The organism is Brevibacillus panacihumi (assembly GCF_003710985.1).
GTDB classification, from domain to species: domain Bacteria; phylum Bacillota; class Bacilli; order Brevibacillales; family Brevibacillaceae; genus Brevibacillus; species Brevibacillus panacihumi.
In genome coordinates this window covers 1-23,967 of the sequence record NZ_RHHT01000059.1, presented here as the reverse complement: position 1 = coordinate 23,967, position 23,967 = coordinate 1, and the positions used below count along the sequence as shown (strand labels likewise).

Sequence of the window (23,967 nt, the reverse complement as noted above, 5' to 3'; positions counted from 1 at the left end):
ACGTACGGTTTGATGAGGGGGAACTGATAGGAGTAAGGCGACCAAACGGTCGCCAGAAAGCGTCAGTTCTCTACTCTACACCCTGAACAACTTCTTCGAAGTCGGCTGCTTTTGGCCGCGGTTCCGCCTTTGGAGTGGGAGGCGGCCAGGGATGACCCCCAGCAAAGGTCCCAACCCGCCTGAGCGTTTTCCCCTTTTTCCTCTCATTCACTACAGTCCCGAACAATCATTTGCTTTTTACCAAGAGGCATGATACGATTACGGTTGTGTTCTTTCTAGGGTGCTAACATAGAATCAGGGATAAAGGGCATGTTCCGGATCGTAAGGAATAGTGCCCTTTTTTAGTGAGAATTTTATAGAAGAGGTTTTAAAAAAAAGGAGACTGAAAAGCATTGACTACTTTTTATGACTTTGGATTACAACATTCCGTCGTTCGAGCGCTTGGCAACATGGGATTTGAAGAAGCGACGGCGATTCAGGTGCAAACCATCCCCACAGCGTTGGAAGGCAAAGACCTGATCGGGCAGGCGCAGACAGGTACAGGAAAAACGGCTGCTTTCGGGATTCCGTTGGTGGAGCGTCTGGATGAGCAAAGCGGCAACGTTCAGGGGATTGTTCTGACGCCGACGCGGGAATTGGCTGTACAGGTGGCAGAGGAGATTAACAAAATCGCCCAATTTAAAAATATCTCCGCACTGCCGATTTACGGGGGACAAGATATTACCCGTCAAATCAAGGCGTTGAAAAAACGCCCGCAAATTATCGTGGCTACACCGGGACGATTTATGGATCACATGCGCAGAAGAACCATTCGCCTGGATGCGATTGAGATCGTCGTTCTGGATGAAGCCGACGAAATGCTGAACATGGGCTTCATCGACGATATTAAAGAAATTCTTCAGGAAGTGCCGGATCAACGCCAGACGTTGCTGTTCTCGGCAACGATGCCGCGTGCGATCCAGGAAATCGCGCAACAGTTCATGAACGAGCCAACCATGATTTCCGTCAAAGCGAAAGAGGTTACGGTACCCAATATCGAGCAGCAGTACATGGAAGTGGCAGAGAAGCAAAAATTCGACGTCCTGTGCCGCTTGCTGGATATTCACTCGCCAGAGCTTGCCATCATCTTTGGCAGAACCAAGCGCAGAGTCGATGAACTGTCCGAAGCATTGACCAAGCGCGGGTATGGTGCAGAAGGGATTCATGGCGATTTGAATCAGGCCAAGCGCGACAGCGTGCTGCGCAAGTTCAAGGAAGGGACCATCGAAGTGCTGGTAGCGACAGACGTGGCTGCTCGCGGTCTGGATATCAGCGGCGTCACACATGTATTCAACTTCGACATCCCGCAGGATTCCGAGAGCTACGTTCACCGGATCGGGCGAACAGGCCGCGCCGGGAAGACAGGTTTGGCCATCACCTTCGTAACCCCTCGGGAAATCGACCACCTTCGCTTGATCGAGCGTGCCACCAATCGCCGCATGGAGCGTCGTTCGGTGCCGTCGATGTCTGAGGCCCTGGAAGGGCAGCAGCGCATGGCTTTGGAAAAGCTGCTGGAGGCCAGCGGCAGAGACAATCTGACTGCCTATAAGACCCTTGCAGAGCAATTGCTGGAGGATGTAGATTCCGTCACTCTGGTATCCGCAGCACTCAAACTGCTGACCAAAGAACCGGATACGACACCTATCCATTTGACCGAAGAAGCGCCAATCCGCGTCGGTCGCAAGAAAGCGCCATACAAAGGTAAAGGCTGTCAAGGCGGCGGGTATGGAGGCGGAAAGCGTCCTTTCCGTCCACGCAGCGGCAGCGGTGAACATCGCGGCGGCGGCGAATATCGTCCCCGCAGTGGCGAATACCGTCCACGCAGCGGAGAATCCCGCCCGCGTTCCGGAGAAGGCAGCGGCAGATCGTATAATAAACAACGTTAATAAACAGGTAATTGGGGCTGACCCTCAGGCAGTAGCATCTGCTCGAGGGTCAGCCTTTTTACATCTATTCAATTTTGGCAACAACAATAGCGACAAACTCGCATTTTGAATGAGTTGAGAGGCATATGTAAACGCTTTATATTTGAGAAAGAAAAATGAACAACATATAAGAAAAGGGGGTTTCAGGATGGAAATGGTCAATAATCAAGCATCTTCTGGCGGTACACGAGTACGGGTGCAAAAGTTTGGGCGTTTTCTAAGTGCGATGGTGATGCCCAACATCGGGGCGTTCATCGCATGGGGACTTATTACTGCCATATTTATTCCTACTGGTTGGAAGCCGAATGAAGACCTGGCAAAACTCGTAAGCCCGATGATCACCTATCTGTTGCCGCTTTTGATCGGATATACTGGCGGCAAATTAGTGCATGACGTTCGAGGCGGTGTGGTAGGAGCGATCGCTACGATGGGGGTCATCGTCGGTGCGGATATCCCGATGTTCATGGGTGCAATGATCATGGGTCCGCTCGGCGGGTGGGTCATCAAACAAGTGGACCGACTCTTTGAAGGCAAGATCCGCGCGGGCTTTGAAATGCTGGTGAACAACTTTTCGGCAGGGATCATCGGCGGTTTGCTGACCTTGCTTGCCTTTACGGCAATCGGTCCGGTGGTAGAAGCACTGAACCACACATTGGCGGCGGGCGTGCAAGGAATCGTAAATGCTGGTTTGCTCCCATTGGCGAATATCATTATCGAGCCGGCTAAAATCCTGTTCTTAAATAACGCGATCAACCATGGAATCCTGAGCCCAATCGGTCTGGATGAAGCATCGAAAGCGGGACAATCGATCTTTTTCCTGCTTGAGACCAACCCGGGTCCAGGACTGGGAATCCTGCTGGCATACTGGCTGGTCGGCAGAGGCAATGCGAAGCAATCGGCTCCAGGGGCTGTAATCATTCACTTCTTGGGCGGTATCCACGAGATTTACTTCCCGTATATCTTGATGAATCCGCGCTTGATCCTGGCCGTGATCGGCGGTGGAATGACTGGGGTATTCCTCTTCACGCTGCTGGGCGCAGGACTAGTCGCTCCTCCTTCTCCGGGAAGCATTTTTGCGCTGGGTGCCATGGCCCCTAAAGGCGGTCTGCTCCCGGTATTGATTGGGGTAGCAGGCGCGGCGATCGTATCCTTCCTGATTGCGGCCGCCCTGTTGAAGATGAGCGGGAAAGAGAATGAAGACGAATTGGAGCAAGCGACAGAAAAAATGAAGGAACTAAAAGGAAATCAGCAAACGGTTGCGAAAGGGGAAGAGAAGGTCGCCGCTACTCCGGCAGCCGAAGTAAAAAAAGTGGTCTTTTCCTGCGATGCAGGGATGGGTTCAAGCGCGATGGGTGCTGCCACGCTGCGTAAAAAATTCAAAGAGGCTGGATTGGAGGGGATTACGGTCATCAACACCGCGATCAATGACCTTCCCAACGATGCGGACATCGTCATCACTCACAAGTCCTTGACTAGCCGTGCGCAAGCGAAGCTGCCTGAAGCGGAGCATATTTCCATCGAAAATTTCTTGAATAGTCCAGAGTACGACAAGTTGGTTACTCGTCTCAAGTAAAGGCAATAACGCTAGTGAAAAGCTAGCGTTATCCTTCTTTTCTTTAACTTGGGCCAGAATGGTAAACAGGGGATGGAAAAGTGGGCGTATCCGCACGACAAAGGGAGATTATCGAACTTTTGCTGCAAGAGAATAAAAGCTGGACAGTCGCTGGGATCGCGGCGCAGGTCAGGGTCAGCGCACGGACGATTCACCGGGAGCTGGACAGTCTGGAGCGCTTGTTTCGCCAATACCGTCTGGATTTGGTAAGAAAAGCTGGGTCGGGCGTAGAACTGCGGGGGACTGATGAGCAGAAGCAGGAGCTTCGCCTGGATGTTCTCCCGCAAGCCACGACAGCGTATACCGTCGAGCAGCGACAACTCATGATTCTCTGTGCCTTGCTGGAGGCTACAGAGCCCGTCAAGCTGATCACGTTAGCCATCGATCTGAAAGTGACGAAGGCGACGATCAGCCACGACCTGGATGAGCTGGAGGGCAAGCTGGCACCAATGGACCTCTCCTTATTGCGAAAGAGAGGCTACGGGGTAGAATTGCTGGGGTCGGAATCAGCCAAACGAAGAATGATCAGCCGTTTGATCGCGGATCATCTGGATGACAATGAGCTGATTGGTCTCATACGTGATAACATCCAGCATAAAACGCTGCATGCGGCCAATTCCTTGACCGAGCGTCTGCTGGAGCTGATCAACAAGGAAAAGCTGATTAAGGTCGAAAAGGCTTTGGTGCAACTGGAGCATGATCTGCCGTATCCCTTGGCTGACAGCGCCTATATCGGTCTGGTCACGCATCTGGCGTTGACCGTAGAGCGTGTGCAAAAAGGAGAGAATATCTCATTTGACGAGAAAACGCTGACGGAATTGTCCCAAACTCCGGAGTACCCAATCGCCCAAAAGATCATGAGCCGGGTCGAGGAGTTGTTTCAGATCCAGATGCCATCTGCGGAGATAGGCTATATCACGATGCATTTGCGGGGAGCCAAATTGCGCCATTCTCAGGAAGACTGGTTCGGTACAGCTACCGCGGAACTGATGGATGCTACGCAAAGGCTGATTCAGATTTGTGAGGACCGTCTGGGCATACCGCTGGCGAGAGACCGTTCCCTCTATCACGGTCTGCTGATGCATCTGGAGCCTGCGCTCTATCGGCTCCAGGCCAAGCTGGAGATCCGCAACCCGCTGGTAAAGCAGATTCAAAGTCAATACCAGGAGCTGTTCGAGGTGGTCAGGGAGGCTGTTGCGGCTTTATTTCCCGATCTGGAGGTGCCGGATGAGGAGATCGGCTATCTGGTGATGCATATCGGTGCCGCAGCAGAACGCATGAAGCAGGAATGGCAGCGCTACCGGGCCTTGGTCGTCTGCTCCAGTGGCATTGGCTCATCACAAATCCTCGCGATGCGCATCAAAAAGGAGATCCCGGAAATCGTCAGCCTGAAAAATCTCTCTGCCTTTGACGTAGGCCGAATTCCCAAGTCTGATTATGACGTGATTATTTCGACGATCCCTCTGCCGCTGCCAGGGCAGGATTACGTCATCGTCAGTCCCTTGCTTACACCAGAGGAGCGGGAGAAGATCAAGGCTCATCTGCATTATCGTAGTGCAGGGATGGAGGATATCGCCTCGCATGCCTGGATCGTTGCGAAAGAAAGCAAAAGCTCGCTGCGGCAGTTGCAAGACCTCCATCTGTACACGGGCTATTCTTCACAATTGGCGGCTGGAATTCGGGTCTATGAGTGGGACAATACGGGAGAGCTAAAGACTGTTCCCAATCTCCTGCGTCAGATTTGTTCAGAATTAAAACGACGTGGAACGATACAGGATGAAGAGGTTGTCACAAGGAAGCTGTTGCAGCGGGAAAGGCTGGGTGGGTTGGGGATTCCCGGGACCTCTTTTGCCCTGTTTCACGGGAAGTATGAGGAAGTGGCACAGCATTCTTTTACGGTCCACAAGCTGCGTCAACCCGTTTATCTGAGATCCATGGACGGACAGGAGATGCCCGTTCGGATGATTCTACTGCTCTTGGGTCCTCATGACATGCGAAAGGAAGGCTTGGAGATCTTAAGTGAAATCAGCTCGATGCTGATCGAAGATGAAGTGCAGGCTGTACTGGCAAAAAGCGAGGAAAAATCGATAGCCGACGAGATCGCCAGGCGTTTGCTCGTCTTTTGCCTGAATAAGACTGGATTGGAGAGATAGAGATGACAACGATACTGACAAAAGAAAAAATCATGCTGCAAGCCAAACCAAATGACAAGTGGGAAGCGATTCGCCTCGCGGGAGAATTGCTGGTAAAAGCCGGTCATGTTACAGAGGAGTACGTGGATAAGATGAAAGAGCGGGAAGAATTGGCTACTACCTATATCGGCAGCGGTGTCGCCATCCCGCATGGCACCAACGAGTCCAAGGAGCAGATCAAGTCAACAGGCATTTCCGTCGTGCAGGTGCCGGACGGTGTCGATTTTGGCGATGGAAATACAGCCTATCTGTTGTTTGGAATTGCCGGTGCTGGCGATGACCATCTGGAAGTGCTTTCGCAGATTGCCGTCATCTGCTCGGAGGAAGAAAATGTAAAAATTGCGGCGCGGGCAACGACAGCCGACGAGATTTTGGCCCTGTTTGCGAAGGAGTTGTAGGCCATGAAGCAGGCAGTACATTTTGGCGCGGGCAATATCGGACGCGGGTTTATCGGGCAGCTTTTGCATCAGGCTGGCTACGAGGTCTTGTTCGTAGATGTGAATCAAGAGTTGGTAGACGAGTTGAATCGCCGGCGGGCTTATGAGGTCGAGCTGGCAACAGAAGGTGCGCCGTTCTCTGTGATTGACGGGGTGCGGGCAATCAGCGGGCGGGACAAGGAAGCTGTCGCCCAGGCGATCGCCCAAGCTGATCTGGTCACGACTGCCGTAGGGCCGCATGTCCTGCCGCATATTGCAGAGGCAATTGCTTCAGGTATTTCTTTGCGAACAAAAGCCGGTGCTACGCCGCTAAACATCATCGCCTGCGAAAATATGATCGGCGGGAGTGCGCACTTGAAGGAGCATGTGTATCGATATCTCGAGGAGGCTGATCGGAAGCTGGCAGACAAGCAGATCGGCTTTCCCAATGCGGCAGTGGATCGGATCGTACCGATCCAGCAGCATGACGACAAGCTCCGAGTAACAGTCGAACCGTTCTACGAGTGGGTAGTGGACCGATCGCAAGTGATCGGGGAAGCGCCGGCCATCAACGGTATCACTTATGTAGCGGAAATCTGGCCCTACATCGAGCGCAAACTGTTTACCGTCAATACCGGGCATGCCGTCCTGGCTTATCTGGGTTACTTGCGCGGCAAGTCGACGATTGATGAGGCGATGAGGGACGAGGATATTGTGGCGGCCACTCGCGGCGCACTGAGCGAGACCGGAGAATTGCTGGTGCAGAAGCACGGCTTCGATGCGCAGACGATGGTCAAGTACAGGGAAAAAATTTTGCAGCGCTTCGCCAATCCGCTGCTGTCCGACCAGGTGACGCGAGTAGCGCGCAACCCGATCCGCAAGCTTTCCCCGGAGGATCGCCTGGTGGGACCTGCGATGCAATGCGCGGAGAAGGGGATCGTCCCGGAAAACCTCGCGCTGGCGATAGCGGCAGCCTTGCGCTTCGATGATCCGGCGGATTCGGAAGCCCAACGCATCCAGGCCGATGTGCAACAAGCAGGATGGAAGCAAGTTTTGCCAAAATATACAGGGATACCGCTTACGCACCCGCTTTCAGCGATGATTCTCGGACATTTGGAATCGCGGTAGCGAACAGGAGGGCGGCGGAGAGAGATCAGGAAAGGTGGGAGTAAGATGTCTCGTGAGATCGCAGGAGTAAAAGCATCGGCTGGTATTGTCATTGGAGCCGCACTATTGCTTCAAAATTCCGAGCTTGAGGTGCAGACCGTCAGCGTGGAGGATGCGGACGCGGAAATCAGACGTTTTCAGGAGGCTTTGGAAAAGGCAAAAGCTGACCTGCAAGAGATCAGTGAGCGTGTGGAACGGGAGATGGGGCCGGAGCAGGCAGATATTTTCCGTGCTCATCTGATGGTACTGGAAGATCCAGAGCTGGTAGATACGGTGACAGCAACCATTAAGCAAGAACGGGTAAACGCCGAGTCCGCCTTGAACGATGCGGCACAGGGCTTTATCAGCATTTTTGAGCAGATGGACAACGAATACATGAGAGAACGGGCCGCAGACATACGAGACGTCACCAGGCGGGTCCTCTCCTATTTGCTTGGAGTGGAGCTTGGCATGCCCGGTCAAACGAAGGAAGAAGTGATCGTGATAGCCAAGGATTTGACCCCGTCAGATACCGCGCAGCTGGATCGGCGCTATGTCAAAGGATTCGTCACGGATATCGGCGGCAGGACCTCTCATTCCGCAATCATGGCGAGGTCGATGGGGATTCCGGCGGTCGTAGGGACCCGGGAGATCACCAGCGCGGTACAGCCGGGAAGCAAAATAATCGTAGACGGACATGCCGGTGTGGTCATTATCGATCCGAGTGAGGAGCAGATCGCTTTGTACCGGGCCAAGCAGGCCGAATACGACCGCCAAAAAGCGGAGTGGGCACAGCTCGTCGATCGGAAGACTGTCAGTCAGGACGGCCATCATGTGGAGCTGGCAGCCAACATCGGCAGCCCGCAGGATCTGGAAGAGGTCATTGCTCACGGAGCGGAAGGCGTGGGACTTTTTCGTACGGAGTTCCTCTACATGGGACGTGAGGATTTCCCGTCAGAAGAAGAGCAATTTCAGGCGTATAAGCAAGTGCTGGAGAAAATGGAAGGAAAACCGGTCGTTATTCGAACATTGGACATCGGCGGGGACAAACATCTGCCTTATCTGAATATGCCAGAAGAGATGAATCCGTTTTTAGGGTTTCGAGCGATTCGGCTTTGTCTGGACCAGCAAGATTTGTTTCGGACACAATTGCGCGCTTTGCTCCGTGCCAGTGTATATGGCAATCTGAAAATCATGTTCCCGATGATTGCGACGCTGGAGGAATTCCGTCAGGCCAAGGCCCTGTTGGAAGAGGAGAAGGAAGCCTTGCAAAAGAGCGGTGTCGATCTCTCGAAACCATTTGAAGTCGGAATCATGATCGAGATCCCGGCCGCCGCGATGATGGCAGACGTCTTTGCAGATGAAGTGGACTTTTTCAGCATCGGCACCAATGACCTGATCCAGTACACGCTGGCAGCAGATCGGATGAATGAGCGGGTCTCGTACCTTTATCAGCCGTATCATCCGGCTGTCCTGCGCCTGATTCGCCAGGTGATCGAGGCTGGGCACGCCAAAGGAAAATGGGTCGGGATGTGCGGGGAAATGGCTGGCGATCCCATCGCCATACCGATTCTTCTGGGCATGGGGCTGGATGAATTCAGCATGAGCGCCAGCAGCATTTTGCCCGCCCGCCAGCAGATCGGCGGAATCAGCCGGGAAATGGCCGCGAAGGAGATCCCGCTGATTCTTGGGATGAGCACGTCGCAGCAAGTAGAGGATTTTGTTACGAACAGATTTGCCCACATGAACAGCTAGGAGGCAGAGCAGATGATTGAGAAAAAAGTAGTTGTGGGACTCCCGCATGGTTTGCATGCCAGACCTGCTGCCAACTTTGTAAAGCTGGCAACCACTTTTAAAAGCGAGATCAAGCTGGTGAAGAACGAGAAGGAAGCCAACGGAAAAAGCATCATGGGCGTCATGGCTTCGGCAATCGCCAAAGGTGACGAAATCTCGTTGGTCGCAAACGGTGTAGATGAAGCCGAGGCTATTGCAGCATTGGAGAAGGTGCTGCTGGAAGAGGAATAAAAGAATGGTTTTCAAGCAAAAACAGCCCTCTTTTTGAAAGAAGGCTGTTTTTTTTGCGAAGTTTAAATCAAGAGCAGCGAAACGAAGGAAAGCAACACCGAAGTAATCGACATGGCAATCAGTGGACGGGATGCTTTGCGCAGGTCGCGCAGGTTGATGTTCAACCCCAGTCCGACCATGGCCATTGCCAGGATGAAGGTCGTTGCCGTTGCAGTCGATGTCAGGAAGGATTCACTGACCGGGATATACGTACCCAGCACGTAGCTTCCGAACAAGCTCATGCCGAGGAAGCCAAGCAGAAAATAGGGGAAACTAATTTTGGCATCCCCGTCTGCGCTCCCTTTTCGCTTCATCAAGTAGACCAGAACGAGGCAGAGCGGGACAAGCAGCAGGACGCGCCCCAGCTTGGCAAGCAAAGCCATCGCCAAAGCATCTTCCCCGGCGGGAGCGGCAGCCAATGCCACATGTGCCAGCTCGTGCAAGGTCATCCCGGACCAGATTCCGTAATCAACCGGGGATACAGGCAAAAATGGCATCAGAATCGTGTACATCACGGCGAAGATCGTTCCGACGAGGGCGATGATGCCCACGCTGATCGCTGTCTCGTCGTCTTTTGCCCTGACGATCGGGGAAACAGCGGCAATGGCTGCAGCTCCACATACTCCAGTACCAATCCCGAGCAGCAGGGAAAGCTTGAAGTCCGCCTTCAGCGCTTTTGCGATCAAGAGCGTGGCCAAGATCGAAAAAAGGATGACGCCGACATCGTACAGCAGAAGACCAAGGCCCTGGGCGAAGATCACGTCTACATTCAATTTTAATCCGTATAAAATGATGGCGAGACGAAGCAATTGTTTGGCTGAAAATTGAATCCCTGGCCGGAGCGCTTCCGGGTAACCGAATATTTGCCGATAGGCGACAGCGATGAAAATGGAACAAGCCAACGGGCCAACGCGGTCAAAGACAGGGACAAGGGATAAACCATAGCCGAGCAAGGCAATCAAAAACGTAAACGCAATGCCGCCGAGCCACAAAGGCAGGGGAGATGGTACCGTTGCCGCTGCCTGTTTTTGTGCAACGTCCACTTCTGGATTCGATTGAGTGCCCATACCTACCATTCCTCCTCCGTTACTACCTTTATCTTAAAGGATGATCATGCATAAGAAAAATAAATCATCACTATAATGACGATAAGTAAATTGTTATAATTCGGGGAAGGAGCAAGGAGGGATTGGTCATGGAGCAACTCTTGCGCGTGCTGATCGCGGTAGCAGAACGGCAGAATTTTTCCCGGGCTGCCGAAGACCTGCATATGACGCAGCCCGCTGTGAGCCAGTATATCAAATCATTGGAGCAGGCCCTCGGCTGCAAGCTGTTGGAGCGCAATAACAAATACGTTCGGCTGAACAAGGCAGGGGAGATAGTCTACTACCATGCCAAAGAGATCTTGGGCATGTACGAGCGCATGCAAAACCTGGTGCACGACCTGATGTATACGCCGAGCGGACATTTGACGATTGGAGCAAGCTACACCTACGGGGAATACGTGCTGCCGCATGTCATTGCCCGCCTGCGGGAGCTGTACCCACGCATTACGCCGTCCATTACGATTCATAATTCACGCTTCATCTCGGCTCAGGTAGCCAACCGGCAGCTGGATGTGGGAATCGTCGAGAGTGAGTATGTGGGAGATAAAATGAACGTGGAGCCGTTTGCCGACGATCAGATGTACGTGATTGTCTCGAGTGATCATCGACTTGCACGGCAATCCGAGGTACGGGTAGAGGAGCTTGCGGAGGAGACCTGGATCGTACGCGAGGAAGGATCCGGGACACGGGAAGCGGCGGAAAAATTGTTTCTTTTTTTGCAAATCGAACCGTCGAAGCGGATGGAATTCGGGAGCACACAGGTGATCAAGGAATCCGTAGAGGCAGGTCTGGGAATTAGTCTCTTATCTGATTGGGCGATTCGCAAGGAGCAGAAGCTCAAGACCCTGCACATTTTGCCCGTGGCGGGAACGCCGTTGACGAGGAAATTTTCAATCGTTACGCAGTCAGACTTGTTTCGGACCAAGGCTCTGGAGCTTTTTCTGGAGCTGCTTCGGGAAAACGCTTGCAAAACTTCCGGTCTTGTCATAAAGTAAAGAGACAGATAAAGTGTCAGAATACTCTCGCTTTATCAGACAAGTGAACAGTCAAAAGGCAAAGGCGCCAAGAGCAATAGGGTCGTTCCCTGTTGTTACGGCGCCTTTTTTTGCGTTTTGGAAATGAGGTTGGGAGGGAGTGTGACAGGCATGGAAAAACCGATTCGCGCAACACCGCTTGCTGTGCGTCTGATTCCAAATGTAGATGCGCAGTTCGCAGAAAAACTGAATCTGGCGCCGCATATTCGGAGCTTGGGTCTCTTCACTTCGACGATTGACGATGTGGGGTATACCGCCATCGATGAAGCGACGAAGAAAGCGGCAGTCGAAGTTGTCTATGCCAAATCGTTTTACGCCGGATCCGGCCATGCCTCTGGTCCGCTTTCCGGAGAATTCATCGGCATCATCGGAGGAGCGACGCCGTCCGAGGTGCAAAGCGGGTTGGATGCGGCGGTATCGTTTTTGGAGCACGGCTCGTGTTTTTATGCCCTGAACGATGAGGGGACGCATGCCTATTACGCCCATGTCGTCTCAAGAACCGGGAGTTACTTGTCCACTCAGGCGTCCATTCCCCTGGGTGAGCCGCTCGCGTATCTGATCGCGCCCCCACTGGAAGCGATGGTCGGAATCGATGCTGCCTTGAAAGCGGCGGATGTACAGATGGTGCAGTTTTTCGGACCGCCTACAGAGACCAATTTCGGCGGTGCCCTCTTGACGGGAAGCCAGTCGGCCTGCACCGCAGCGGCAGAAGCGTTTGCCGAAACGGTGAGAGGTGTGGCCCGGCAGCCCGTAAAGCGATAGAGGAGAGAGTAGCAGGAGGAAAACGACATGAGCGTTCAAGCATATGCACTTGGCATGATCGAAACGCTGGGTCTGCCCGCGTTGGTCGCTGCCGCAGATGCTGCCGCGAAAGCAGCAGACGTCCGGGTCGTGGCGTATGAGGGGGTAGATGCGGGAATCGTGACCGTATACGTGATCGGAGATGTCTCCTCCGTCCAGGCAGCCGTTGACGCGGGTGCAGATGCAGCGCGACGGGTAGGCAGGCTGCTTCACTCGCACGTCATCGCCCGCCCTGACGAACATGTGCCGAAAATGATCAGGCAGTTGGCAGCCCTATCCATGAACGCGGAGGATGCAACTGTGAAATCCAAGGCGGCAGCGAAGAAGGGTGAGCGGGATCGTCCGGCACAAGCCCAGCAGAAGGAGACGGGGGGTGAGCAGGAGCCATGATAGTAGATGTGGATCTCACCTCCATTCAGGAAGTGCGCACCGCGCTTTCTCAAGCGAAGGAGGCGCAAAAAAAACTTGCCGCTTACAGCCAGGAGCAGATCGATGCGATCGTGGCAGCGATGTCCCGTGCAGGGATCGAGGCGGCAGAACGGCTTGCCGCCATGGCGGTGGAAGAAACCGGCTTTGGCAATGTGGCAGACAAAAAGGCAAAGAACCTGTTCGCAGCAAGAGATGTATACAGCGCCATACGGGAGCAAAAAACGGTTGGAATCATCGGAAAAGACGAGGCAAACCAGGTATGGGAGGTCGCACACCCAGTCGGAATCATTGCGGGAATCGTCCCGTCTACCAACCCGACCTCGACAGCGATGTTCAAGGCGATGATCGCCGTAAAGGCGGGAAATGCCATCGTCATTAGCCCGCATCCCTCGGCAGCCCGCTGTACGCTGGAAGCGACCAGGGTGATGGCGCAGGCAGCCGAACAGGCGGGAGCGCCGCCGGGATTGATCCATTGCATCAGCACTCCAACCTTGCAAGCAACTCAGGAGCTGATGAAGCACAAGCTGACCGATCTGATTCTTGCTACAGGGGGAACGCAGATGGTCAAGGCGGCGTATAGCTCCGGCAAGCCGGCGTACGGTGTCGGACCGGGCAATGTCCCGGTATTGATCCATCAGAGCGCCGATTTGAACGCGGCTGCAAGACGGATCGTGCAGAGCAAGACCTTTGACTATGGCACGATTTGCGCCTCGGAACAGGCTCTGGTCGTCGAGGAGAGCGTCAAGCGGGAGCTGGTAGATGCACTCAAGCGGGAAGGAGCCTACTTCCTGGATGAGCGGGAAAAAGAAAAGGTGGCTGCTGTCATAGCGGTAAACGGGTCGCTGAACGCCAAGATGGTGGGGCGTTCCGCTCCGTCCATCGCGCAAATGGCGGGCATTGCCGTACCGCCCGAGACGCGTGTACTGATCGGCGAGGAAACAAGGGTAGGAAAGGCCACTCCTTTTTCCATCGAAAAGCTGGCTCCGGTACTCGCGATGTACACCGTACCGGATACGCAGACAGGTTTTGCGCGCTGCCGGCAACTGCTGGAGCTGGGTGGATTGGGACACACCGCAGGCATTCATGCTGCCGACCAGCAGGTTATTGAGGCGTACGGAAAAGAGATGCCTGCGTCGCGGATTGCCGTGAACACCGGAACGACCTTTGGCGGCATCGGTGCTACGACAGCGATTGTACCGTCCCTGACCCTGGGCTGCGGAGCGCTCGGCAACAATATCACGTCCGACAACATCGGTCCCGAGCATCTTTTCAACATCAAGCGAGTGGCTTTTGGAGTCCGGGAAATGCCGCAGACGCCGCAAGCGGAAGGCAGCGTCCCAGCTGGTCAGGAACCGGTGCAGGAGGCTGTCTTGCAGGCCCTGTCCGGGATGAACATCACGATCAACCGGGAAGAAATCAAAAATATTATCCAATCCGTTTTGGCGGAGATGAGAGGATAGCAAATCAAAGGAGGAAACGAAAATGGCAGGAGAAATGTCCGCACTGGGAATGGTGGAAACAAAAGGGCTGGTAGGAGCGGTAGAAGCGGCAGACGCCATGGTGAAGGCTGCCAACGTCAAGCTGATCGGCAAGGTGCATGTCGGCGGAGGGCTGGTGACCGTCATGGTTCGCGGCGATGTCGGAGCAGTGAAGGCATCCACCGACGCAGGGGCAGCGGCAGCGGAAAAGGTAGGAGAACTGGTGTCCGTACATGTGATTCCACGTCCGCACAGCGATATCGAGCTGATTCTGCCCAAACTGGAAGGGTAATTCCAGATGTCTTTGATCACGGAGTCCGCTTTGCGAGCCATGCAGAAAACAGGCATCCCGACCCCGTTTTTTCTGGGAAAAGGGGACATCTTGACACCGGCAGCGGCAGACTTTTTGCGGGGGAGGGGGATTCAGGTGAAAGCTTTCGAGGAACAGCCGGAGGAGGAGCTCGCTGTCCAGACGCCCAGGGAAATTCCTCTCGGGGTATCCAATCGGCATGTTCATTTGTCGCTCGAGCATGTGGAGAGGCTGTTTGGCAAGGGACACTCGCTGACTCCCATGCGCGAGCTCTCCCAACCCGGACAGTTTGCTTGCGAGGAGACCGTCACGCTCGTCGGACCCAAAGGCAGTATTCACGGCGTCCGGATTCTCGGTCCGGCACGTACACAGACACAGGTGGAAATATCCCGAACCGACGGGTACGTGCTCGGGGTAGCGGCCCCGCTGCGCATGTCGGGCGACATCGAAGGAACGCCGGGTCTGGTCATGGTGACAGGCAGAGGCACGGTCGTACTGGAAAAAGGCGTTATCGTAGCCAAACGGCATGTGCACATGTCTGTACAGGAGGCCCAGCAGTTCCAGGTGCAGGATGGCGACACGCTTATTTTGGAGACACAAACAGACCGTCCGATCGTGTACCCGGATGTCATCGTCCGCGTCGATCCGCGCTTTGCCCTCGACTTTCACGTCGATCTGGATGAAGGCAATGCCGCCAATGTCAAGACAGGAGACCGGGTAAAGGTGATCGGGAAAAACGGCCGGTTTTACTCCGACTATCGGAGGTGATAGATGAGATGACAATCAACATCCGGGAAATGGTCGAGGCCATCGCGAAGGAAATCCTGCAAGCGCAGTACCGAGAAGAGCAGGAGAAGGCACCGCGCGTCCTGTATGTGTTTTGCGACAGTCAGGCGCACGAGGCATATGGAGATCACTTTATTCAATTAAAAAAATACGGAATCTGCCATGACATTCTCTTTTTGGACGGAGAAACATCCTCCTGGCTGGGAATGCATCAGATCGAGTGCGGAGGGGCGGGAAAAATCCTCGCCGCAGACGAATACGCTCCTGCTCCCCTGGAGGTCCCGGCGAATTACGACGGCATTGTGATTCCAGAAATCGATCTGGACAATGCGGCAAGGATCGCTACGGGGTTAAAGGGGACGATCAAGGCAGAAATCGTCTTTTCGGCGCTGGTGACAGGCAAATTTGTCGTGGTCGGCGCAGACTCGCCAGGCTTGAAACGCGCAGATCGGCGCACGCTGCAGACCTTGGCATTGCCTCCCGCCTATGAGCAATTGTTCCGCCAGCATGTCGGGCGATTGCAAGAGCTCGGAGTAGAGTTTGCGGAGCAGAAGCGATTGGCCGAGCGGGTGATTGCGAGGCTGAAGGATAGATGGAAGGTCGAAGGAAAATCACAGCAGGCAACTGGAAGTGAGCAAGTGGACGAGGGGGAAGCAGTATACTCCGGTAGGCTGTTAACGGCTGATTGGGTGTATGCGCAGCCCCAGCTTCGCGAGACGGTCTTGCAGGTGAAAAAAGGGACGATCATTTCTCCATTGGCCTATGATGCTTTGCGTGAACGCAGCATTACGGTCCGCACGCTGGGAAAAGGGTGATCCGATGTTTTTGGGAAAAGTAATTGGCAGTGTCTGGGCCACGCAAAAGGAAACAGGCATGGAAAACCTCAAGCTGATGGTGGTTCAACCCATTGACTGGCGCGGCCGGGACGGGGGTCAGACCGTCATCGCCGCAGACCGAATCGGCGCCGGGATCGGAGAGCAGGTCATCGTTTCCCGCGGTACGCCAGCCCGGATTCTTTTTGCCAACAACCATGTTCCGATCGATGCGGTAATCGTCGGGATCGTCGACTCGTTCGAGGTTCCGGGAGCAGTGGAGGAGGAATAGCGGATGGAACAGGAACGTTCGCGGGTGATTCAGGAATTCGTACCGGGCAAACAGGTGACGCTCGCGCACGTCATCGCCAATCCCGATGCGATGCTCTATACCAAGCTGGGGATCAACGAGGCGGGAGCGATTGGAATCCTCACCCTGACGCCGACCGAGACAGCGATCATTGCCGCTGATATCGCCACGAAGGCTGCGGATGTGGAGCTGGGCTTCCTCGACCGCTTTACAGGATCATTGATCGTCGTGGGGGATGTAGCAGCGGTAGAGATGGCGGTGGAGGCTGTCAACCGCGTATTAAACGAAAAGCTGCGCTTCACTCCGGCGCTGGTCACGAAATCATGAGCAAGCGAGTGATGGTGATTGGCGCGATCGAAGCGGGCAAATCCTCGCTGATCAAGGCCTTGCTGCAAAAGGACCAGCCGGCGCGGAAAACGCAGGCCTTGGAATACGCGGATTGGGTGATCGACACGCCTGGCGAATACAGTGAGAATCCGATGTTTTACCGCACGCTGATGGCAACCGCGCTCGAAGCGGGAATGATTGTCATGGTGCAGGACGCGACCCGCGACCGGAATTACTTCCCGCCTGGTTTTTCGCAGGGATTTCCCCATGCGTGCATCGGGGTCATCACCAAAGTTGACCATCCGGCAGCAGATGTAAAGCGTGCGGAAGCATTTTTGCGCCAGTCCATCGGCGGTGCGAGGATCTTTGGCACGTCGGCTCACACGCTGGAGGGAGTAGAGGAGCTGCGCAGCTTTTTGCAGGCCCATTGCAAGCCGTAAACCTCTTTTCGTTGGGGAGTATTTGTGGGAAAATTGTGACAATACACCCCTGGGAAAAGAGAGGAGCCTATGCAATCATTACGAGAACTCTGTCTATCAGCCACTACCTTGCGTGAGGAGGATATCCGCATTCTGGAGGATTTGGCTTCCAAACTGCAGATTTTCGCCGATCTGTCGCAATCAGACATGTTTATCGATTGCCCCACAGCGGACCACAGCTCTGCATTGGTCGTGGCTCAGGCTTCGCCATCGACGGCGCGCTCGCTGTACAGCGGGTCCGTCGTGGGTCAGCTGGCTACAGCGGGCAACGAGCCAGCAGTCATGTATTGCCTGTCGACAGGAAAAGCGGTCATTGGTTCGCGTGGCGTCTCCCAAGAGCAGGTCGTCATGCGGCAGAACGTGGTGCCAATCCAGAATGGCAGGGGCGAGACCATCGGCACTTTGATCACCGAGCAAGACATTTCCAAGCAGGTCGAACAGGAAAAAAACGTGGAAATGCTCAAGGAAACGACAGAACATCTGAGTGAAACCCTGATTCAGTTTGCTGTTCCCGACATGCCCATCACCTCGCTGATGCACGAGGGGATGATCCTGTTCGATCAGACGGGGAGGATCACCTACGCCAACGAGCGAGCACATGAATTATTGCAGCAGATCGGTTTTGAGCCCCCGAATAAAGGAGTGGGGATCGAGGAAATCTTCGCCTGGCGCGTCTCTCCGGAGTATTTCGTCCGACACGGTGGCTACGTCCAGGAAGAGCTGGCGCGCGGGAGGAATTTCATCATGATGAAAGCTGTCTCGGCAGCACGCAAGCCGGACATCATCGGCGGGATTATCTTGCTGCGGGACATCTCGGATATTCGGGAAAAAGAAAAGCAGCTGATGATCAAGTCAGCCGTCATCAAGGAGATTCATCACAGGGTTAAAAACAATTTGCAGACGATCTCCAGCCTTTTGCGTCTGCAGATGAGGCGTTCCTCGTCTCCGGAATTGGAAAAGGTGTATCGGGAGAGCATCAATCGAATCAACAGCATCGCAATCATCCATGAATATCTCGCCCACGATGGGCTGGACAAAATCGACTTCAAAGAGATTTTGACAAAAATATCCAAAATTATCGTCTCTTCCATGAGGCGCTCCGAACAGTCAATACAGGTCCTCATCACGGGCGAATCATTTTATCTGCCGTCAAACAAAGCGACCTCTTTCGCCTTAATCGTGACGGAGCTGGTGCAGAACTGCATGATCCACGCGTTCACGGAGCGACAGGAGGGCGTCATCGCCATCGAGCTTGTTCCCAAAGAGAATTTTGTGAGTCTCTCCGTCACTGATGACGGGATCGGGATGGCGGATATGCAGCATATTTGGGAAAAGGGGCATTTGGGGTTGAAGATAGTGGAAACCCTCGTCCAGGAAGACCTCGAGGGTACGATCCACTTTCGCAATACAGGCAACGGTACGGAGGTTACCATTCTCTATCCGATACATAAGGAGGATGCAGATGACACAGCCGAGGATTATGGTCGTGGATGATGAGCCGGTCATTCGTATGGATTTGCGTGAGATGCTGGAAAACGAAGGCTATCTGGTCGTGGCCGAGGCCAAGAACGGAGAAGAAGCGGTGTCCCTCGCTCATCGCCACAAGCCGGATCTGATCATCATGGATGTCAAAATGCCTGTGTTAAACGGCGTCAAGGCGAGCCAGATAATCCGTTCCTTTTCGGACAGCTCGATTCTCTTATTGACGGCGTACAGCCAAAGAGAGTTGATCCAGGATGCGCGCAAGGCAGGGGTGACGGCCTATCTCGTCAAGCCGATTTCGGAGGAGGATCTTTTTCCCGCGGTCGAAATTGCCTTGAGCCAGAAAGAGAAGGAAGCGTCGCTCAAACGGGATATCGTGGAATTGAAGCAAAAAATCGAGGACCGCAAAGCAGTCGAGAAGGCCAAGGGGAAGCTCATGGGACAGTTGTCGCTGGAGGAAGGAGCCGCCTACAGGTGGATGCAGCAGGTGAGCATGCAAAGACGCGTGCCGCTGGCGAAGCTCGCCCAGGAAATATTGGCGGATGAGCATCCAATCGAGCCTCTTGCTTGATTTTTGGCTGTATTTTATTGGTGTGAAGGAAAAGTGAAGAAACTGCCGGGCAAGGATGCTTGAGTTGATCCGAATGCGCATGCATGCGGATGTTCGAGCATCCTTTTTATTTCTGGAAGGAATCCGAACGGCGGAGAGGAGGCGTGTATGGAGGAGCAGTGGATCAAAAGCGTCGGTATTGACGTGGGGACCAGCACCACCAAAATGATCGTCAGCAGGCTGCGGCTGGGGCGGATGTCCAGCACGTTTTCACTGCCACGGTTTCAGATCGTGGAAAGGCAGCTGCTCTATGCCAGTCCGGTCCATACGACGCCGCTGATCGGTTTCGATGAGATCGATGCAGAGAGGATCGGAGCCATCCTGAAGGACGAGTACCAAAAGGCCGGGATCAGCCTGTCCGAGATCAAATCAGGCGCAGTGATCATCACCGGCGAGACGGCGAGCAAAAAGAATGCCCAGCATATCGTCCATCTTTTGGCAGAGCGGTCAGGCGATTTCGTCGTGGCGACCGCGGGAGCCGACCTGGAAGGGGTTCTGGCGGGAAAAGGGGCCGGCGCCCAAAAACGCTCTCAAGCTATAGCCGGAAACGTCGTCAATGTGGATATCGGCGGAGGAACGGCAAACGCAGTTTTCTTTTATCGGGGAAAAGCGATTGCTACTGTCACCTTTCATGTAGGCGGGCGTCTGATTCGCCTCGATGAAAGGGGGGCCGTCTCGTATGTTTCTCCAAACATCACCTCGTGGCTGACAGCAAAGGGACTGTCAGTTCGGGCAGGAGAGACGGCAACATACGCCCAGATTCAAGAAATCGCGCTGCAGATGAGCCAAAGCATGCTGGATTACCTCACGGGGAGGGAACGGCAAATTTCCGGCTTGCTCGTATCCGGGCCGCACATGCGGGAAGTCATCCCGGTGGAAGAGTTGTCCATATCTGGCGGCGTCGGAGCGTTGATGCAGGCTGAACCGGTACGGAATCTGGCGGAAGTGAGCCGCTATGGCGATTTTGGACCGATGCTGGGCCAGGTGCTGCGGCAGGCGAGGGAGCGCGAGACGTATCCGTTTCGCTGGATCGAGCCGGAACAGACGGTTCGCGCCACGGTGATTGGCGCAGGCATGCAAAGCACAGAGATTAGCGGCTCCACTGTCCACATCAAGCCGGAGCTGCTGCCGATCAAAAACCTGCCGATCCTGAAGCTGGAGCTTGCCCGCGAGGAGTGGGAAAATCCGGTCAGACTGCACCAGGAGGCAACCAGTGTGTATGAACTTGGTTTGCGTCTGTTCGGTTCTTCCGCAGCCATCCCATTTGCCCTAGCGCTATCGGGGATCGGCTACTGCTCGTATGCACTGCTGCAGCGGATCGCCCAGGAGCTGGCAGATGCGTACAGAAAAAATTTTCCCCAAAGCAAAACGATGGTCGTCATCTGTGAGACGGATATGGCGAAAGCGCTGGGACAGGCGCTTTTCCTGCGCTGCAAAGGGGCGCCTGAAATCATCTGCATCGACCAGGTGCGGGTGGAGTACGGCGATTACATCGACCTGGGAGAGCCGATATCGGGAACGATTATTCCCGTTGTAGTCAAGACACTCGCTTTTGACGAACGGATGTAAGAAAGAGGGGTGGATGCGATGAATTTAAAGACGAGGGTACTGGGAGAAACCTATCAGTTCCGCGATCTGAAGGAAGTTTTTGCAAAAGCAAACGAGGAAAAGTCAGGCGATCAATTGGCGGGGATTGCGGCTGGCGATTCCCGCGAGCGGGTGGCCGCCAAACAGGTGCTGTCCGACCTCACACTGTCCGACATACGCAACCATCCGCTGCTGCCGGCAGAAAAGGACGAGGTATCGCGTGTGATCGAAGAGGGAATCAACGAGAAAATCTTCCGGGAAATTCAGAATTGGAGTGTCGCAGAGCTGCGCGAATATATTCTGAGTCACGAAGCGACGGACAGTGAGCTGAAGCGAATCAGTCGAGGGTTGAGCAGCGAGATGATCGCCGCCAGCGCCAAGCTGATGAGCAACCTAGACTTGATTACAGCCGCCGCCAAGATTCGCAATATCACCCACTGCAATATCGCGATTGGTCAGCCTGGTGTCCTAGCTGCCAGAGTGCAGCCCAATCATCCTGCAGACCATGTGCAAGGGATCAAGGCCGCGATCTACGAGGGCTTGAGCTACGGGAGCGGAGACGCGGTGATCGGCATCAATCCGGTCATCGATACGGCAGACAGTGTGAAGGACATCTTGTTGATGACCAAAGAAGTGATGAACAAATGGGATATTCCGACGCAGAACTGTGTGTTGGCCCATGTCACTACGCAGATGCGGGCGATTCGGCAGGGGGCGCCTGCAGACATGATTTTTCAAAGTCTGGCGGGGAGCGAGGATGGAAACCGGGCATTCGGGATTGATGTCGCCCTGCTGGACGAGGCGGATGACCTGATCAGAAAGGAAGGGACATCTACCGGGCCGAACTACTGGTATTTCGAGACCGGGCAAGGCTCCGAGCTTTCTGCAGAAGCTCATCACGGCATCGATCAATTGACCATGGAGTCGCGCTGCTACGGATTGGCCAGAAAATATAATCCGTTTATCGTCAATACGGTTGTCGGCTTTATCGGACCCGAGTATTTGTACGACAGCAGGCAAGTCATTCGGGCAGGGCTGGAGGATCACTACATGGGCAAAATGCATGGATTGCCGATGGGGTGCGACGTCTGCTACACCAATCACATGAAAGTCGATCAGAACGACATGGACAATCTGGGAATCCTGCTTTCCGCTGCCGGTGTCAATTTCGTTATCGGCGTCGCGATGGCGGACGATGTGATGCTGAATTATCAGTCGACCAGCTTTCACGATATTGCCGCGTTCCGCGAGGTCATGGGATTGCGGCCGGCTCCCGCTTTTGAGAAGTGGCTGGAGAAGATGGGAATCATGGAGAACGGCAAGCTGACTGCCTTAGCCGGCGATCCGACGATCTTCATGTAAAAGGAGGTGGTGGCACGAATGGAACAGCAATTGGATGTCCTGGTAGACAAGGTTGTAGCGGAACTGCAGAAAAAACTGGCGGAAATGAGCAAGCAGACACCCGTACAAGCAGAACCTGCGTTGGCAGTGCAGGAATCAGCAGTTTTTGCCGACATAGCAGAAGAAGAACCGGAGAGAACGGCGAACGTTCCCCATCCAAAGTGGGAGGAGGGACTGCTGGAGCTTCTGGAGAGCACGCCTGCACGTATCGGGGTATGGCGAACAGGTGTGAGGCCCTTGACCCGCACGATGCTGCAGCTGCGGCGCGACCATGCGGCGGCAGTAGACGCCGTGTACGGCGAGGTGGATCAGGCGCTGCTGGAAGAATTTTCCCTGTTTACGGTGGAGACGCAGTACGATAATACGGAGAACTATTTGAAGCGTCCGGACATGGGGCGAATTTTGAACGAGGAAGGAGTTCGCCTGCTGCAGGAACGCTGCCAGATGAGGCCGCAGGTGCAGATCGTCGTCTCGGATGGCCTGAGCGCGAGTGCGATCGACGCGAATCTGCGCGATGTGCTGCCTTCGCTCCTCGATTCTTTGCAAAGCTACGGACTGAGCTGTGGAACGCCGTTTTTTGTCAAAGGAGGCCGGGTTGCCAGCATGGATCACATCGGAGAACTGCTGCAGCCCGAGGTGCTGGTGCTGCTGATCGGGGAAAGACCCGGCCTCGTCACCGCCCACTCCATGAGCGCCTATATGTGCTATCGTCCGCGCAAGGGAATCGTGGAGTCAGAGCGCACGGTCATCTCCAATATTCACGCAAAGGGAACCTCCCCGATCGAAGCGGGGGCCCACATCGGCACGATATTGAGCAAAATGCTGGAGCAAAAAGCAAGTGGTGTGAAACTGGTCTTGTGAACCGAGGCTCCGTACCCCAGTACTCTTAGTACTGGGGTTAGAGGTGTCGAGAATGTAGCTGTAGTGGGGAGAAGCATGTTTCCGATCTGCGCTCCGGTCTGCGTCCCACAAGGGAGTGAAACTGTCCGCTCCACAGCGATCCCGGGGGAAGAGCAAAACGGCGCGCAGCTCCGAAGTTTACTCATAGGTTGCGCTTCTGTCTCCCCGGGATTCGCTGTTCCGCTAGGCTGGACTCCGCTAGTCGCTCCGCCTGGAAACATGCTTCTCCTCCGGAACAGCAGATTTTCAACAGGCTGAACCCCAGTACTCCTTCCTGAGGTACTGCGGGATTCAATGAAGTGCTTATTTCGAAATGCAGCCAGCCTCTTAGAAGGAGAAAGGGCTGCTTTTTTTCGTGAAAGACCCTTTTTTGCAGGGCTCTTCAATTGGGGTTTTTGCTTGGGGACCTGAAAAGGTTGGGAGAGGAAAAAGGGAAAAAAGCGGAAGGCATTTGGGATCTTGACTAAGCCGGAGCGGAAAAGGCGGAACCGGTTTTAGCGTCCAGCGCGCCCAGCAAGCCGTTAATTGCTAGTTGGTGAAAGTCCAACCGAGGTAAGAGCCAAGTCGCCTCGTAGCTGACAGGCAACTGGTGGAGAGATCCTAAGGTTGAAGCCCTGTGACAAAGTATCCCGTAAGGGAGCGAGCAAATCAGCGGACCGTAACATAAAGTGAATCCTGCCGCTTCGTTAAAGGGACCATCAGTGGATGGACAAGGAGGAGA

General features: G+C 54.4%; 23 protein-coding genes. 22 read left to right on the top strand and 1 reads right to left on the bottom strand.

Features of this window, described 5'->3' with window-relative positions; all coding sequences use genetic code 11:
* Nucleotides 1–392: 392 nt before the first annotated feature.
* From cshA to EDM58_RS21500, 7 genes are all read left to right on the top strand, one after another.
* Nucleotides 393–1,925, top strand: coding sequence for a degradosome RNA helicase CshA (cshA, locus tag EDM58_RS21530; protein WP_122915158.1), 1,533 nt, complete (start codon nucleotides 393–395; stop codon nucleotides 1,923–1,925).
* A gap of 187 nt (nucleotides 1,926–2,112) precedes the next feature.
* Nucleotides 2,113–3,537 (top strand): PTS mannitol transporter subunit IIBC, encoded by a 1,425-nt coding sequence (locus tag EDM58_RS21525; RefSeq protein WP_122915157.1) that lies wholly within the window; start codon nucleotides 2,113–2,115, stop codon nucleotides 3,535–3,537.
* 80 nt (nucleotides 3,538–3,617) lie between these two features.
* On the top strand, nucleotides 3,618–5,729 hold the full coding sequence (locus tag EDM58_RS21520) for a BglG family transcription antiterminator (protein ID WP_122915156.1): 2,112 nt from the start codon (nucleotides 3,618–3,620) through the stop codon (nucleotides 5,727–5,729).
* A 2-nt stretch (nucleotides 5,730–5,731) separates the two neighbouring features.
* Nucleotides 5,732–6,166: a PTS mannitol transporter subunit IIA gene (locus EDM58_RS21515; protein ID WP_122915155.1), complete on the top strand. Its 435-nt coding sequence runs from the start codon at nucleotides 5,732–5,734 to the stop codon at nucleotides 6,164–6,166.
* 3 nt (nucleotides 6,167–6,169) lie between these two features.
* On the top strand, nucleotides 6,170–7,312 hold the full coding sequence (locus EDM58_RS21510) for a mannitol-1-phosphate 5-dehydrogenase (protein WP_122915154.1): 1,143 nt from the start codon (nucleotides 6,170–6,172) through the stop codon (nucleotides 7,310–7,312).
* Nucleotides 7,313–7,357: 45 nt separating this feature from the next.
* Nucleotides 7,358–9,085 (top strand): phosphoenolpyruvate--protein phosphotransferase, encoded by a 1,728-nt coding sequence (gene ptsP, locus EDM58_RS21505; protein WP_122915153.1) that lies wholly within the window; start codon nucleotides 7,358–7,360, stop codon nucleotides 9,083–9,085.
* Nucleotides 9,086–9,097: 12 nt separating this feature from the next.
* A complete protein-coding gene (locus EDM58_RS21500) occupies nucleotides 9,098–9,355 on the top strand; it encodes an HPr family phosphocarrier protein (RefSeq protein WP_023559260.1) in 258 nt (85 codons plus the stop codon).
* Between the two features lie 62 nt (nucleotides 9,356–9,417).
* Here EDM58_RS21500 and EDM58_RS21495 read toward each other — a convergent pair whose 3' ends face one another.
* A complete protein-coding gene (locus tag EDM58_RS21495; protein WP_122915152.1) occupies nucleotides 9,418–10,461 on the bottom strand; it encodes a YeiH family protein in 1,044 nt (347 codons plus the stop codon).
* Nucleotides 10,462–10,589: 128 nt separating this feature from the next.
* Here EDM58_RS21495 and EDM58_RS21490 point away from each other — a divergent pair, with 128 nt between their 5' ends.
* The 15 genes from EDM58_RS21490 (at nucleotide 10,590) to eutC (ending at nucleotide 23,207) form a co-directional block, all read left to right on the top strand.
* Nucleotides 10,590–11,495 carry a LysR family transcriptional regulator gene (locus tag EDM58_RS21490; RefSeq protein WP_122915151.1) on the top strand — a complete coding sequence of 302 codons (906 nt, stop codon included), beginning with the start codon at nucleotides 10,590–10,592 and terminating at the stop codon, nucleotides 11,493–11,495.
* A gap of 150 nt (nucleotides 11,496–11,645) precedes the next feature.
* A complete protein-coding gene (gene eutL, locus EDM58_RS21485) occupies nucleotides 11,646–12,296 on the top strand; it encodes an ethanolamine utilization microcompartment protein EutL (RefSeq protein ID WP_122915150.1) in 651 nt (216 codons plus the stop codon).
* Between the two features lie 27 nt (nucleotides 12,297–12,323).
* Nucleotides 12,324–12,725: a BMC domain-containing protein gene (locus EDM58_RS21480; protein WP_122915149.1), complete on the top strand. Its 402-nt coding sequence runs from the start codon at nucleotides 12,324–12,326 to the stop codon at nucleotides 12,723–12,725.
* A complete protein-coding gene (locus EDM58_RS21475) occupies nucleotides 12,722–14,224 on the top strand; it encodes an acetaldehyde dehydrogenase (acetylating) (protein ID WP_122915148.1) in 1,503 nt (500 codons plus the stop codon). Before EDM58_RS21480 ends, EDM58_RS21475 begins: the two co-directional genes overlap by 4 nt.
* A gap of 22 nt (nucleotides 14,225–14,246) precedes the next feature.
* Nucleotides 14,247–14,534, top strand: a complete 288-nt coding sequence (locus EDM58_RS21470; RefSeq protein WP_122915147.1) for a BMC domain-containing protein — start codon at nucleotides 14,247–14,249, stop codon at nucleotides 14,532–14,534.
* A 6-nt stretch (nucleotides 14,535–14,540) separates the two neighbouring features.
* The gene (pduL, locus tag EDM58_RS21465; RefSeq protein ID WP_122915146.1) at nucleotides 14,541–15,320 is read left to right on the top strand and encodes a phosphate propanoyltransferase; all 780 of its coding nucleotides are present in this window, start codon (nucleotides 14,541–14,543) and stop codon (nucleotides 15,318–15,320) included.
* A 14-nt stretch (nucleotides 15,321–15,334) separates the two neighbouring features.
* Nucleotides 15,335–16,153 (top strand): hypothetical protein, encoded by an 819-nt coding sequence (locus EDM58_RS21460; RefSeq protein ID WP_122915159.1) that lies wholly within the window; start codon nucleotides 15,335–15,337, stop codon nucleotides 16,151–16,153.
* A gap of 4 nt (nucleotides 16,154–16,157) precedes the next feature.
* Nucleotides 16,158–16,442, top strand: a complete 285-nt coding sequence (locus tag EDM58_RS21455) for a EutN/CcmL family microcompartment protein (protein WP_122915145.1) — start codon at nucleotides 16,158–16,160, stop codon at nucleotides 16,440–16,442.
* A gap of 3 nt (nucleotides 16,443–16,445) precedes the next feature.
* Nucleotides 16,446–16,787, top strand: coding sequence for an ethanolamine utilization microcompartment protein EutS (gene eutS, locus EDM58_RS21450; RefSeq protein WP_023559270.1), 342 nt, complete (start codon nucleotides 16,446–16,448; stop codon nucleotides 16,785–16,787).
* Nucleotides 16,784–17,227, top strand: a complete 444-nt coding sequence (locus EDM58_RS21445) for a EutP/PduV family microcompartment system protein (RefSeq protein ID WP_122915144.1) — start codon at nucleotides 16,784–16,786, stop codon at nucleotides 17,225–17,227. Before eutS ends, EDM58_RS21445 begins: the two co-directional genes overlap by 4 nt.
* 69 nt (nucleotides 17,228–17,296) lie before the next feature.
* A complete protein-coding gene (locus tag EDM58_RS21440; RefSeq protein ID WP_122915143.1) occupies nucleotides 17,297–18,760 on the top strand; it encodes a sensor histidine kinase in 1,464 nt (487 codons plus the stop codon).
* Nucleotides 18,723–19,319, top strand: coding sequence for an ANTAR domain-containing response regulator (locus EDM58_RS21435; protein WP_425455633.1), 597 nt, complete (start codon nucleotides 18,723–18,725; stop codon nucleotides 19,317–19,319). Before EDM58_RS21440 ends, EDM58_RS21435 begins: the two co-directional genes overlap by 38 nt.
* 147 nt (nucleotides 19,320–19,466) lie before the next feature.
* The gene (locus tag EDM58_RS21430; RefSeq protein ID WP_122915141.1) at nucleotides 19,467–20,927 is read left to right on the top strand and encodes an ethanolamine ammonia-lyase reactivating factor EutA; all 1,461 of its coding nucleotides are present in this window, start codon (nucleotides 19,467–19,469) and stop codon (nucleotides 20,925–20,927) included.
* Nucleotides 20,928–20,945: 18 nt separating this feature from the next.
* Nucleotides 20,946–22,307 (top strand): ethanolamine ammonia-lyase subunit EutB, encoded by a 1,362-nt coding sequence (locus tag EDM58_RS21425; protein ID WP_122915140.1) that lies wholly within the window; start codon nucleotides 20,946–20,948, stop codon nucleotides 22,305–22,307.
* An 18-nt stretch (nucleotides 22,308–22,325) separates the two neighbouring features.
* The gene (eutC, locus tag EDM58_RS21420) at nucleotides 22,326–23,207 is read left to right on the top strand and encodes an ethanolamine ammonia-lyase subunit EutC (protein WP_122915139.1); all 882 of its coding nucleotides are present in this window, start codon (nucleotides 22,326–22,328) and stop codon (nucleotides 23,205–23,207) included.
* The last annotated feature ends 760 nt before the right edge of the window (nucleotides 23,208–23,967 follow it).

Coding starts and splice junctions, on each gene's coding strand:
- EDM58_RS21525 (WP_122915157.1), top strand. CDS start 2,113: ATGGAAATGGTCAATAATCAAGCATCTTCTGGCGGTACACGAGTACGG.
- EDM58_RS21515 (WP_122915155.1), top strand. CDS start 5,732: ATGACAACGATACTGACAAAAGAAAAAATCATGCTGCAAGCCAAACCA.
- EDM58_RS21510 (WP_122915154.1), top strand. CDS start 6,170: ATGAAGCAGGCAGTACATTTTGGCGCGGGCAATATCGGACGCGGGTTT.
- ptsP (WP_122915153.1), top strand. CDS start 7,358: ATGTCTCGTGAGATCGCAGGAGTAAAAGCATCGGCTGGTATTGTCATT.
- EDM58_RS21500 (WP_023559260.1), top strand. CDS start 9,098: ATGATTGAGAAAAAAGTAGTTGTGGGACTCCCGCATGGTTTGCATGCC.
- EDM58_RS21495 (WP_122915152.1), bottom strand. CDS start 10,461: ATGGGCACTCAATCGAATCCAGAAGTGGACGTTGCACAAAAACAGGCA.
- EDM58_RS21490 (WP_122915151.1), top strand. CDS start 10,590: ATGGAGCAACTCTTGCGCGTGCTGATCGCGGTAGCAGAACGGCAGAAT.
- eutL (WP_122915150.1), top strand. CDS start 11,646: ATGGAAAAACCGATTCGCGCAACACCGCTTGCTGTGCGTCTGATTCCA.
- EDM58_RS21480 (WP_122915149.1), top strand. CDS start 12,324: ATGAGCGTTCAAGCATATGCACTTGGCATGATCGAAACGCTGGGTCTG.
- EDM58_RS21475 (WP_122915148.1), top strand. CDS start 12,722: ATGATAGTAGATGTGGATCTCACCTCCATTCAGGAAGTGCGCACCGCG.
- EDM58_RS21470 (WP_122915147.1), top strand. CDS start 14,247: ATGGCAGGAGAAATGTCCGCACTGGGAATGGTGGAAACAAAAGGGCTG.
- pduL (WP_122915146.1), top strand. CDS start 14,541: ATGTCTTTGATCACGGAGTCCGCTTTGCGAGCCATGCAGAAAACAGGC.
- EDM58_RS21455 (WP_122915145.1), top strand. CDS start 16,158: ATGTTTTTGGGAAAAGTAATTGGCAGTGTCTGGGCCACGCAAAAGGAA.
- eutS (WP_023559270.1), top strand. CDS start 16,446: ATGGAACAGGAACGTTCGCGGGTGATTCAGGAATTCGTACCGGGCAAA.
- EDM58_RS21445 (WP_122915144.1), top strand. CDS start 16,784: ATGAGCAAGCGAGTGATGGTGATTGGCGCGATCGAAGCGGGCAAATCC.
- EDM58_RS21440 (WP_122915143.1), top strand. CDS start 17,297: ATGCAATCATTACGAGAACTCTGTCTATCAGCCACTACCTTGCGTGAG.
- EDM58_RS21435 (WP_425455633.1), top strand. CDS start 18,723: ATGCAGATGACACAGCCGAGGATTATGGTCGTGGATGATGAGCCGGTC.
- EDM58_RS21430 (WP_122915141.1), top strand. CDS start 19,467: ATGGAGGAGCAGTGGATCAAAAGCGTCGGTATTGACGTGGGGACCAGC.
- EDM58_RS21425 (WP_122915140.1), top strand. CDS start 20,946: ATGAATTTAAAGACGAGGGTACTGGGAGAAACCTATCAGTTCCGCGAT.
- eutC (WP_122915139.1), top strand. CDS start 22,326: ATGGAACAGCAATTGGATGTCCTGGTAGACAAGGTTGTAGCGGAACTG.